At 49.9% G+C, this 12,384-nt stretch carries 10 protein-coding genes; 8 read left to right on the forward strand and 2 right to left on the reverse strand.

The features are described from left to right. Positions 1-50: 50 nt before the first annotated feature. The 5 genes from FCL47_RS16640 (at position 51) to FCL47_RS16660 (ending at position 4,841) form a co-directional block, all read left to right on the forward strand. A complete protein-coding gene (locus FCL47_RS16640; protein WP_136814659.1) occupies positions 51-956 on the forward strand; it encodes a regulatory iron-sulfur-containing complex subunit RicT in 906 nt (301 codons plus the stop codon). Between the two features lie 99 nt (positions 957-1,055). Next, on the forward strand, positions 1,056-2,996 hold the full coding sequence (gene metG / locus FCL47_RS16645) for a methionine--tRNA ligase (RefSeq protein WP_136814660.1): 1,941 nt from the start codon (positions 1,056-1,058) through the stop codon (positions 2,994-2,996). A gap of 113 nt (positions 2,997-3,109) precedes the next feature. Beyond that, the gene (locus FCL47_RS16650) at positions 3,110-3,409 is read left to right on the forward strand and encodes a YggT family protein (RefSeq protein WP_136814661.1); all 300 of its coding nucleotides are present in this window, start codon (positions 3,110-3,112) and stop codon (positions 3,407-3,409) included. A gap of 63 nt (positions 3,410-3,472) precedes the next feature. Then, positions 3,473-4,336 carry a DivIVA domain-containing protein gene (locus FCL47_RS16655; protein WP_136814662.1) on the forward strand — a complete coding sequence of 288 codons (864 nt, stop codon included), beginning with the start codon at positions 3,473-3,475 and terminating at the stop codon, positions 4,334-4,336. A gap of 199 nt (positions 4,337-4,535) precedes the next feature. Beyond that, entirely contained in the window at positions 4,536-4,841 is a 306-nt protein-coding gene (locus FCL47_RS16660) for a DUF167 domain-containing protein (protein ID WP_136814663.1), read from the forward strand. Between the two features lie 151 nt (positions 4,842-4,992). On the opposite strand, the gene FCL47_RS16665 is transcribed toward FCL47_RS16660, so the two are convergent. Beyond that, complete coding sequence (locus FCL47_RS16665) at positions 4,993-5,880, reverse strand: HDOD domain-containing protein (RefSeq protein WP_136814664.1); 888 nt, start codon at positions 5,878-5,880, stop codon at positions 4,993-4,995. 502 nt (positions 5,881-6,382) lie between these two features. Next, positions 6,383-7,108: a hypothetical protein gene (locus FCL47_RS16670; protein WP_136814665.1), complete on the reverse strand. Its 726-nt coding sequence runs from the start codon at positions 7,106-7,108 to the stop codon at positions 6,383-6,385. A 248-nt stretch (positions 7,109-7,356) separates the two neighbouring features. Between FCL47_RS16670 and dnaG the strand changes: the two genes are divergently transcribed. The 3 genes from dnaG (at position 7,357) to dprA (ending at position 12,366) form a co-directional block, all read left to right on the forward strand. Beyond that, a complete protein-coding gene (dnaG, locus tag FCL47_RS16675) occupies positions 7,357-9,162 on the forward strand; it encodes a DNA primase (protein WP_136814666.1) in 1,806 nt (601 codons plus the stop codon). Positions 9,163-9,441: 279 nt separating this feature from the next. Next, positions 9,442-11,049: a sigma-70 family RNA polymerase sigma factor gene (locus FCL47_RS16680; protein ID WP_205747345.1), complete on the forward strand. Its 1,608-nt coding sequence runs from the start codon at positions 9,442-9,444 to the stop codon at positions 11,047-11,049. 210 nt (positions 11,050-11,259) lie between these two features. Beyond that, positions 11,260-12,366, forward strand: coding sequence for a DNA-processing protein DprA (dprA, locus tag FCL47_RS16685; protein WP_167496537.1), 1,107 nt, complete (start codon positions 11,260-11,262; stop codon positions 12,364-12,366). Positions 12,367-12,384: the final 18 nt, after the last annotated feature.

Below are 12,384 nucleotides of genomic sequence, written 5' to 3' on the forward strand. Positions count from 1 at the left end.
TGGGGTTGTGCGCTGTCGATAGACGGAGCCCGTTAAAGGAAATATGGTATATGACAGTGAGTGAAAACGAAATTTCTACCGACCAGGCACCTGCCGAGGAATTGGTATATTATCGATTGCAGTTTCGCGACGGCGGCCAGCAGTTTACCGGAGCCGGCCCGTTCGCAGGGCTTATTCCGGGCACCGTCGTGATGGTTCAGACCGATCACGGTCCTGAGCCCGCGCGTATCGCCGGTTATTCACCCCTGTGCGGCTGCCGGGAGTTGAAAAGTCAGGTAAGCTATCAGATTGAACGGCTTGGCCAGGGCGCCGAGCAGGAAAAAATCGTCGACCTGGCGGAAAGCGAAAAGATTGCGTTTAAGGCCTGTGCGAAATTAATAGAAAAGCATAAATTAGACATGCATCTGGTTCGGGTGGAACGTTATTTCAGCGGCAGTAAAATGATTTTTTATTTTACCGCCGACAGCCGGGTCGATTTCCGGGCGCTGGTGAAAGATCTCGTCCAGGAGTTTCGGACCAGAGTTGAGATGCGTCAGGTCGGGGTACGGCATGAAACGAAAATGCTCGGCGGTATCGGTACCTGCGGTCGTGAGCTGTGCTGCTCTTCGTTTATTAAAAACTTCGATTCCGTATCCATAAAAATGGCGAAGGAACAGGATCTTCCTCTCAATCCGACCAAAATATCCGGAGTCTGTAATCGTCTGCTCTGCTGTTTGACCTATGAATACGAGACATATAAAAAACAGCGAAAAAATATGCCCAAGGCGGGGAAACGAATTAAGGTCGATGGTGCGCAGTATCTGGTTAAACGTCAGATGCCGCTTCAGGATGCAATCGTTGCGGAAAACAGTGACGGAGAGGATATCATATTGACAAAAGAACAGTGGCACCAGGCGCAGCCACTGAAAAAAGAAAATCCCGAGGAAAAAGAAAAAAGAAAAAAACGAGGAAAGTAACCGGGGCTATGAACAGCTGAGCGAAAAAGAAGATTCCATGGGCATTTTTGCTACATGAATAGTGACCAACTTAATCCCGTAAAAAAACACAGAAATTTGATGACTACTTACATTACAACCCCCATATACTATGTCAATGCCCAGCCTCATCTCGGTCATGCCTATACCACGATAGTTGCCGATACCTATAGCCGTTTCAAACGTTTGTGCGGCGAAAAGGTGCGCTTTCAGACAGGTACCGACGAGCATGGCGATAAAATCGTCAAGGCAGCGGAGGAGCAGCATGTTCAGCCAAAGGAATATGTCGACAGGATCAGCGCAATGTTCAGAGAGACCTGGCCGCTGTTGCAGATCGAACCTGACCATTTCATCCGTACCACCGATGCTGCGCATGTGGCTGTCGTGCAGAAGATTCTGCAGAAGGTGTATGACAGCGGCGATATCTATTTTGATGAGTATACCGGTCTATACTGTCAGGGTTGCGAGAGATATCTTACCGAAAAAGAGCTGGTCGACGGCAACTGTCCTGATCATCAGAAGCCGCCGGAAGAAATTGCCGAACAGAATTATTTTTTTCGTATGTCCCGCTATCAGCAGCAGCTCATCGATCATATTCATAATAATCCAGAATTTATAAGCCCGGAACGATATCGCAATGAAGTTTTGTCGTTTTTGAGCGAACCACTGGAAGATCTTTGTATTTCCCGGCCCAAGTCGCGCCTTACCTGGGGCATTGAGCTGCCCTTTGACGATGCTTTCGTCACCTATGTCTGGTTTGATGCCCTGATCAACTATCTCACCGGCATTGGCTTTCCCGATGGCGCCAGTTTCAATGAGTATTGGTCGGTGGCTGAGCATCTGATTGCCAAAGATATCCTCAAACCCCATGCCATATACTGGCCAACCATGCTGCTGGCAATGGGGGTGCCTTTATACAAAAAACTCCATGTCCACGGCTACTGGAATATCGACGACACAAAAATGTCCAAAAGTATCGGCAATGTTGTCAGGCCAAAAGAGCTGGTTGACAACTACGGTGTCGATACCATTCGCTATTTTACACTGCGGGAAATGTCTTTTGGTCTTGATTCGTCGTTTAGCTCCGAGGCAATTGTTGCCCGGCAGAATGCCGATCTGGCCAATGACCTGGGCAATCTGTTCAGCAGGGCGACGGCCATGGTTCATAAGTATCGGCAGGGAAAGGTGCCGGAGCCGGCAGAGGACAATGCGGCGGACAAAGAACTCGAGGAGGCGGCACAGACGATGCTGCGAGACTATCGGCAGCTGATGGCAGATTTTCTCTTTCATCGTGCGTTGCAGACTGTCTGGGATTTTGTGGGTATGGCCAACAGGTATATCGTCACCAATGCCCCCTGGACCCTTGCCAAAGATCCAGCGCAAAGTGCACGACTTGATACGGTACTTTATAATACCCTGGAATGTCTGCGACTCTTGACCCTGGTGCTGCAGCCGGTGATGCCCGGTGCGGCAATGAAGATGGCCAAAGGCCTTGGGCTTGCCGCGGGTGACGAGAGGGTCTGCTCTCTTGATCATGGCGGCACATGGAAGTTGCTCGCCCCGGGGTGCTTGCTGCCTGCTACCGAAACTCTTTTTCCCCGTCTTGAGGATGATAAAAGTGCGGTAAAAAAATCAGCACCTGAAAAAACGGAAGGGGCGAAAAACGAGCCGCTTCCGGAGATCGACAGAGATCTCGTTGATTTTGCATATTTTCAGAAACTTGACCTGCGGGTTGCGGAAATTGTCGCTGCGGAACCGATTAAAAAGTCAAAAAAATTGCTTAAACTGACCGTGAGAGTACCAGCCGAGAGAACAATTGTCGCCGGTATTGCAGAATATTATAATGCAGAGGATCTTATTGGCCGACAAGTACTTATTGTCGCAAATCTCAAGCCGGTCAAGATTATGGGAGTCAGTTCCCACGGTATGGTCTTAGCTGCGCGGACGGAAATTGACGGTAAAGAGAGGCTGGTCCTTTCTGCGGTGAGTGACATGGTCGTACCGGGCAGCAAAGTCGCCTGATCTAGTCCCGGTAAACGCAAAGGAAACCGGGACTCAGTTCAGTCCCCCCTAAAGGGGGGGTAAGGTACTGAAATGAGCAATGAGAGAATGTGAAATGAGAGAAGGAGAAACCTATGTTCGTGGTAAATAATTTTATGATGGCCATCGCCCAGCTCCTCGATTTTGTACTGACGGCCTATATGTGGATCATTATCGGCCGGGCCGTAATTTCCTGGGTGAGTGCCGATCCGTATAACCCGATAGTAAAATTTTTATACGAGGCTACAGAGCCGGTGTTGAGTCGTATCCGTCGACTCATACCTGTAAGTTTCGGCGGCATAGATTTTTCGCCGATGATACTCATTCTTGCTATAATGTTTCTGCAGAGTTTTGTCGTCCAGACGCTCAAGCAAATTGCCATGGGCATGGGATGACCAGAGTGAAGCCGCGACGCCTTTCAGTTATTGTCACTATTATTCTTTCCAAGGGAGCCAGGTATGTTGACACCACAGTCAATTAAGGATCAGGAATTTCAGACTAAATTCAGAGGATATGAGCCGATCGAAGTGAAGGCATATCTTGAGTTGCTCGCGGAAGATTTTTTTGAATTGACCGAGCAGAATCGTAATCAGGCGGAAGAAATTGAGTCTCTTCTTGCTGAAAAAGAGGCCTTGCAAAAAGGTAAGGAAGCGCTTGCCAATGAAGTCAAGATCAGTCAGGAAAATGTTGAAGGGATTCATGCGGAAATTCAGGAAAACAGCAAGCGAAAAGACCAGGAAATAGCCGATCTTAAGGCACAGCTTGAGAACATGACCAAAGCGGCCGCTGCCCTGGAAGAAGAGAATGCGTCGTATCTGGAAGAAATAGCGACATTGGAACAGACTCTTGCCAGTGGCGAGGGGTCGAGCATGCAGGAACAGGCAGAGTTGGAGAAACTTCGGGGAAAAATTGAGTTGCTGGAAGAAAAAAACAAAGAGCTGAAACAGGAAGGTCTGGATTTTAAGACCACCATTCTTGCCGCCCAGAAATTTGCCGATAGTCTGCGCCAGAGCAGTCAGGAGGATGCCCGGAAAATTATTAGCGAAGCCCATGCCGAAATCGAAAAATTCCGTAAAGAGGCCGAGGCCGAGCTGGCGCGGTTGCCCAAAGAAATTGAAGAATTAAAACAGAGAAAAATAAAGGTTCGAAAGGATTTGGAAAAAACTCTGTATGCCTATCTGGAGGCATTGGAAGACAATCTGGAGGGTGACTCTGCTGCCAAGGATGACGATCTTACCGACCTGTTTCAGTCGATCCAGCTGCCGGATGAAGCCGAGGTCGATCCAGGCGATATTGAAAAAATAAAGACTGGTCGCACCTGAAGAAGTGAAACCCGGGACACACGAAGAAGTCTGAGATGCTGCCAATGCCGCTGGGGATGACTCAGCTTGGCCTTTCCCAAAGAGTGCTGCAAACCCCCGGGGGCGCCGGGTATTCCTGTTACAGGATCCTGTCGCTTTTTCTTGGAGTGACGTTTGTGAGTAAGGTGCTAAATGAGTAGAGCCCTGGGTGTGGTCTGAGATGGGATACGTCTCGACCTTACCGGACGGTAAAGTTTCAATACGCCTGCACGTCCAGCCGAAGGCGTCAAAAAGCCGAATTGTCGGCTTTCATGACGGTTGTCTGAAAATTGCTGTAGCGGCTCCCCCTGTTGAAGGCAAAGCCAATAAAGCAGTCGTTCGGTTTCTGGCTGACTTCTTTGGGGTTCCGGTCCGCGATGTGGTGGTTGTCTCCGGTGCTCAGTCCAGAAAAAAAATGGTAGTTGTGCACGGTTACGATGCCTCTGCCATCCGCGAGGCGGTAGACAAGGCAGTTGATCACTCCTGACCGAATTACATTCTTTGCTTCTTCGGCGTTGACGAGTCAGTGCGGGTGTGTGTCGAGGGGCGGCTGGTCGACGTCAGCTGCGGACGGGGCCATGGCATTCTCGCAAATCACCTGGTTTTTCAGAGAACATATGTGATCGAGGTGATTTTCCTCAGGAAGAAAAAGCACCGAGTACCTCCTGATTCTTTTCCCGCTGTTGCTGGAGCATTTCATACCAGAGTCCGAAATTCTCTGTATTCCATGTCAGTGCATTCGCTGTCCACATCATCGAAGTCTCGGGCAGGAAGTCGGCAATGATTTTTTCCACGTCGCCTCTTTCCATCTCATCCGAATGACAGTACATGAGGGAGAGGATATCGGCCATCTGGACGATGAGCGGGTGTTTTTTGTAGCTGGGCGCATCCTGAGGGCGGTGATGATAGCCGATGGCCATGACCAGCTGTTCGGGGAGCAGCCATTTCCTGGCGAGTTGCAGGCCGACCTTGTCGTGACTGATGGCAAATTGCGCCTGTTCTTCCAGGGAATCGTTGGTATTCGAAGGATTGCAGATTTCACGCAGAATCGGATACTTGTTGGGAAAGGCCATGAGCATGGCCAGTTTGCCGATATCATGAATGAGTCCGGCGATGAACAATTCGCTTGCGGGCAGCCGCAGCTGCTCGCCAATTATTTTGGCAGCAAGGCCACAGGTGAAGGCGTGCTCCCAGAACAGACTGATCGTATTTTTGTTGTCGCTACTCAGCGTTGGAAATGAAGAAAATATGGCTTTGCCGATCACAATATTTTTAATTTCTTCATGGCCGAGGACAACCACTGCCCGGTCTATGGTACTTACTCCTCGGGGGATGCCGAAGAATGCCGAATTGGCAACTTTTAATATGGTACTGCACATCGTCTGATCCGGCAGGATGACCTGCATCAGGTCGCTGGCACTGCTTTCCGGATCTGCAGTGACTTCAATAACCTGAGTGACAATTGTCGGCAGGGCCGGTAAGGAGTTTATCTGACTATCTATTGCGGCAAGGTCTGGATGAGTCATGATTTCAGTATAAGAGGTGGTTTTAGGAAGTCGTACCAGTTGTGACCGTCAGGATATTAATCGGTCCTGCCCGCCGAGACAGATAGGTCCTGGTTATAGATCTTGGTGGTCTCTGACCCGGTTGCGGCTATGACAATTATGGCGTACCAACAAGTTTAGCCTGCACTTTGAGAAACATTATACTGTCAAAGTATATAAGAGAAAAATACTGAATTGCAACGCAATTGACAATATTTTCATGTGACCAGCCTGGCCAAAAGTTGTTTTACTGAAGTTCTTCCTTACCCAGCGCTTTTAAATCATAAGAAAATGTGATTACCACTAACCCTCAGTTATATGGGGATATGAGATGCCCTTTGCACGGGTGTTCCGCAGCCTGGACGGCTGCGGTCAAGCCCCCAGGGATGGGTTTATGGCGTCCCGTGCAAAGGGCATCTCATATCCCTCTGGATCTTCTCAGCTGAACTTTAGTGGTAATCACATAAGAAAATAGTTCGCACATCTAAAAAGGAAGCTTGTCAATTTTGCATTGGTCGAAAAGTGCAAACGCCTGGGGAATCAACGTGTCCAGTGTTGGCCTTGCTGTTGTGAGGACCGGCAGCTGGGGCAATGAAGGCATCCTGGTGGTAACAGCCGGGGGAGGTTTTATGCGCAGTTCCTCCTCCAGCTTCTGTCCTGCCATGTTGGGGTTGTCAGTATAAAGGAGGCCGGAGTGCATAGCGTCGGTGTTATCAATTTCGCGCAGAAAATTGAGAATACCCGAGAGATCGTTCATGCGGTAGAACCGATGTATCTCCTTGCAGATATCTCCATGTTCCTCTTCAAGTTTGATAAAGATATCCCGGTATATATTCACATCGGCGGCAAGCAGGCTGTAGATGTTGTACACCAGATTTCTAAATCGTCTTGCTCTGGTGAAACCTTTACCCCGCATTCCGGCAAAAAGCTGCTGCCACTTGGCCGGGGATCGCGGATCGGTACGCAGGGGGCCAATTGATTCCGGTATCCCGGTAAACTCTAGGAAAGAGGAAAAGAGCCGATCGCTTTGCAGAAGACAGTGCATCCGCTGCATGTCCATGGCAATATTGACGGCGTATTTTTCATCTACACTCTGCAGGTTGGCGAGATACTGGCCGGATTCGGTCTCAATCTGCTTGCGAAACCCAAAGTACCTGTTGGCGATTTCCTGTTTTATCTCATAAACAAGCGCTTTACTGATATCTTCCATGCTGGCTCAACCTGGAAAAATGAAGACGGGCTGAAAGGGCCGTTCAGTGGATGGCAAACCGATGGCATCTCCTGTTAATCGGTAGTATAGTATGAAACCTGGTAAGAATCACCTCTCTTTTTTTTAGTACTTCAGAAATAACTTTCTGTATTTTCATTCCCGTATGGGAGCTGAGTGGGTTGCAAGGTCATTTATTTGATAAACTCAGAGAGGGGGTAGGCGAGTCTCCGACGGGGTGAGGAAGGCATATGGTTTCTGGTGAATTTCGAGATGATATTGTAGCACGGATCAAGGAAGAATCAGATATCGTGCAGATTATTGGCGAATGTGTTGATTTGAAAAAGAGCGGCACGCGTTTTCTTGGCCTGTGTCCCTTTCATGGGGAGAAGACGCCTTCTTTTTCAGTACACAGCGGACAGCAGTTCTTCCATTGCTTTGGCTGCGGGGAATCCGGCGATGTCTTCACTTTTGTGATGAAATACTACAGCCTCGATTTTCCGGATGCCATAAAACTACTGGCCGGCAAATATAACATCGAGCTGCCTGAGCGCCGTCGTTCTCAAGAAGAACAAATGCGGGCCCAAAAGAAAGATCAGCTTTTTGCAGTCAATGAAAAAGCTGCATCGATATACAGTCGCTATCTGCTGGAATCGCCAGGTGCGAGAGCTGCCAGGGCATATCTGCAAAACCGAGGAGTGAAGGAAGACATCCTCACCAGGTTTCGTCTCGGATATGCGCCGGCGGTCGAGGTTGAAGGCTGGAATTTTCTTGGTGGTCGTATCCCCGGAGCTGAGTCGAAAGCGGCTGTTGAGGCCGGTTTGCTGGTGGAGCGTGAAAATGGGGGAACCTATGATCGTTTTCGGGATCGCATTGTTTTTCCTATTGCCGATTTAAGCGGGCGAATTTGCGGCTTTGGCGGCAGGATTGTCGGCGAAGGGCAGCCGAAGTATCTCAACTCGCCGGAAAGCCCGGTGTTTAATAAGAGTAATCTGCTTCTCGGTCTGTATCAGCAAAAAGAAGATATTCGCCGGAACAATGAAGCGGTTCTGGTCGAGGGCAACTTTGATCTCATTTCTCTTGTTGCCGCCGGCTGTACCAACGTGGTGGCGCCTCTGGGAACGGCTTTAACCCGGGAGCAGCTGAGACTGATCAAGCGGTTCGCCGAACGGGTGACCCTTCTTTTTGATGGTGACGCGGCGGGTATAAAGGCTGCCGTCAGAGGGGTGCCATTATTTCTTGCCGAACAGATTGCCGGTCGGGTCGCAGTTCTCCCGGAGGGAGATGATCCAGACACCTTTATCCGAAAAAAGGGTCTGGCGCCGCTGCTCCAGCTGCTCGAGCGGGCGGAATCTCTGCCCGAGTTTGTGCTGCACCGTTTTATTGCCGAGTTTGGTCTTACTCTGGACGGGAAACGTCAGATTGTAGAGGAATTACAGCCATTATTGAAAGCTGCGGTTTCACCGTTGCAGCGTTCGGTTTTCGCTGCCCATTTCGCGGAAAAACTGGGCATACCGCCGGAACAGCTTGCCGGGCCATCTGCCGCAGCTCCAGTCGCTCCCGCTGCTGCTCCGGCTGTTCCTGGTAAAAAGCGTAGCGTTGAACGGATCGTGCCCCTGTCGATATCGCAACGGCAGTTGGTTGAGTTCATGATTCTCCAACCACAATTTTTTCCCCAGCTGGAAGAGGGGGGGCTCCGGGAGTGTCTGGCGGATGGCGTCGGGGAGATTCTTTTTTTACAGCTCAAAAGTTTGCTGGCCAGAAAAAACGATGCAGAGCCTGAGGAACTGTTGACCGTACTTCCTGAAGGTGCTGAACGAAATCTGGTCGCGGAACTGCTGCAGCGGGCCCCCATTCATGCCCAGGGAACAAGTGAAGATGACAGCCGGGAGGAATTTGCCGATCTTCTTTTATATCTTCGCAGATATCGTCTTAAAAAAAATTCGGAAGAGCTCATGGCACGAATGCAACGCGCGCAACAGGATGGGAATGCAGGATTATTGCAGGAGCTGATGATGCAGAAAATGGAAATTACCCGGAAGCTGCACGAGGAGTAAACGTTCTTGTTTGCAAACAATTGCCCTGTGCTGTGAATCCATGTTTTTGGCCGTTGTTGTATGAATTTACTTGACATTTGCTTCCGTTTCGTTTGATTGGAGAGAGTGTCCCGGATGGTTAGTGATTGTAATAGCAGAATAATTGGCCGATACGATGAACGGATAAGGCGTATTATTGATGGTTGTCGTGCAGCGTGTACACCTATTTTGCTGCAGTGAGGCGAATGTATGACTTCGGCAGGGAGTAGAGACGAAATGGGAAGAGATTTTGACGAGTCAATGACAAATTATGATATGGAAGAAGACGCATCGTTTAGCGACCTGTCTGAGACTTCTGATGACGATATACCGTCCCCCGTGGATTTTTCCGATTTGAACTTTGACCGACGAAGTGGCCGGCAAGAGCGCCGAAACAGTCCTTTTGGCGACAGGAGAAAGGCAGACAGGCGGAGGGCTTCCCGGCATACTGATGATTCTGGAAGAGCTTCCAAGTCGGATGCGTTCGTCGATCCAATGAACATTTATCTCCGGGAGATGGGGACGCTCACTCTTCTGAGTCATGAAGAAGAATTAAAGCTGGCGAAGATGATGGAGGAAGGGAAACGTCGGGTGCAGGATGTCGTCTTGAAAACCCCTCTGGCTATTCCCGCTCTCCTTGAAGTTGTCAGAGGCCTGGACGCTAATGCCGAAAAAATATGTCAGATCATTTCCGGAATAGCCGATAATACTACTGATATTATGAAGAAGGAAAGTAAGGATTTTCTTCTTCGCATCGACAAGGCCGTCGGGTTGGATAAAGAACGGCAAGGACTGTTGGCTCGTTATTTACAATTAAATGCCAAAACCGCCGAGGCCGAAAGCCAATTGGCGGAAATAGAACAAAAAGGTGCAGCGATCGCCCAGCTGTTTGCTGATAAGGATATCTGCGCTGACTGTATCAAAGCTATAGCTGCCGGCCTTGAGGAACTTTCGAAGCGGTTTCGCAAGGTTTTTGTGGAAGTGATGGGTGAGCATGTGGGGCGGGCAACCGACTCTTCCACTGAAGTTGTTCCGGAGCTTATTGAACTGCAGGTGAATCGTCAGATGCTTGAAGAATCTGGTATCGATGAGAGACAGCTGCGGCACATTCTGCAGGAAGTTGATATTGGGTGGGAGCAGTACAAACAGGGAAAAGAAGGCCTGGTGCGGGCGAATCTTCGCCTGGTGATTTCGGTATCAAAGAAATTTGTCAATCGCGGTCTGCAGTTTTCCGACCTCATTCAGGAAGGAAATATCGGGTTAATGAAGGCTGTTGAAAAATTCGACTACCACCGGGGCTATAAATTCAGTACCTATGCCACATGGTGGATCAGGCAGGCGATTACCCGAGGTATTGCCGATCAGGGCCGGACTATCCGTCTGCCAGTGCACATGATTGAAACGATTAACCGTCTGCTTCGGGTGTCAAAGGATTTCATGCTGGAAGAACATCGTGAGCCGAGCCCCGAAGAGATGTCTGAGCTGTTGGGTACGGATGTTGCCAAGGTCAAGTCAGCGCTCAAAATTGCCAAGGATGCTGTGTCGCTCGATACGCCGGTCGGTGACGATGGAGAGACTTTTTTAGGTGATTTTATTGAAGATCAGGATAAACTTGGTCCGGATGAAATTTCCATGGTAGCAAGTCTCAGGCAATGCCTTAACCAGGTACTGTCATCGCTGTCCCCGCGCGAGGCCAAGGTCCTGAAGATGCGTTATGGTATCGATGTGGATTGCGATCATACTCTGGAAGAGGTGGGGCAATGTTTTGCGGTGACCAGAGAACGGATCCGACAGATTGAAGCTCAGGCCATCATGAAACTGAAGCATCCGTCACGCATTGAGGAGTTGCGAGTGTTCATGACCGATTAAAGTGCCACGATAGTATGGGCAAGGCTTCCAGCTTGATTTTGCAGAGCCGTCTTGCCGGATGGAGAATTAATTGAAACAGTGTGCCTCGCATGGGAGCTTTTTGCTATGCCGGCGCCAATCTTATGTCTTTACGAGTTTGTTAATGCTTTTCCGCTTGAACATAGTCCGCAAGTTAACTCTTCCCAATGGATACACGGTGAGGAAGAGGTCGTGACCTCCATCCTCGACTGGATAAACTTGAGTCTTGTCCCCGGCCTGGGGCTGGGTGGATTTTGGCGCCTTGTCAAACATTTCCATTCCCCGGCAGAAGTACTTCGTGCCTCAGAAAAAGAGGTGCTGCACGTCAAGGGGATCAAGGATCGCCAGATAGCTGGTCTTTTTTCGGCAATAGACATCCGAAGTCGAGCCGAGCAGGAGCTTGAACGGTTGTCCGTTCTTGGCGGGGTTGCCGTTTCTTTCGCAGACGAGGCGTATCCGCCGTTGCTGCAACAACTTGTAGACCCGCCACCGGTGCTCTATCTTCTCGGTCAGAGTGAACTTTTGCGCACTCCCTGTGTCGCTGTGGTTGGTTCGCGCGCGGCCACCAGTTATGGTCGGAGGACGGCTTTTAACTTAAGCCGGAGCCTGGCAGCTATGTCGGTGACGGTTGTCTCCGGACTTGCTCTGGGAATCGATGCCGAATCCCATTCAGGTGCCCTGGCGTGCGGGGGGAATACTGTTGCGGTACTTGGCTGCGGTCTGGATGTGGTCTATCCGCAGCAGAATAAATCTCTTTATGCGCAAATTGCCGAACGTGGTGCCCTGGTAACCGAATATCCTCTCGGAACGAGGCCGGAAGGCTTTCGTTTTCCGGCAAGAAACCGTATTATAGCCGGTCTCAGTCAGGGCGTCATTGTGGTCGAGGCGGCCCGGAGATCAGGATCTCTCATCACCGCTCAGATGGCTCTCGACTATGGCCGTGAGGTATTTGCAGTTCCCGGTCAGGTTGATTCCTGCAAGAGTGAGGGGACCCACTGGCTGTTGCAGCAGGGAGCAAAGCTGGTGCAAAGGGTTGAGGATATAGTTGTCGAATTAGATGTGCCAGACACAACGACTCAAACCACAACGAAGGCTTTGCCACAGGGGAGCATGAAGGACATTGAACCTGATGCATTGATTTTGTTGAGTTATATTGAACCCTATCCCCTGGTGCGGGATGTCTTACTGGAAAAGTCGGGTTTTACTCCGGCGCGTCTGAGTGAGCTTTTGTTGTTGCTCGAGCTGGATGGGCTCATCGAAATGCTTCCCGGGGATAAACTGAGAAAAATCGACTCATAATCCCTGGATTTTTTCCCT

The sequence above is a fragment of the Desulfopila sp. IMCC35006 genome (genome assembly GCF_005116645.1).
Classification (GTDB): domain Bacteria; phylum Desulfobacterota; class Desulfobulbia; order Desulfobulbales; family Desulfocapsaceae; genus Desulforhopalus_A.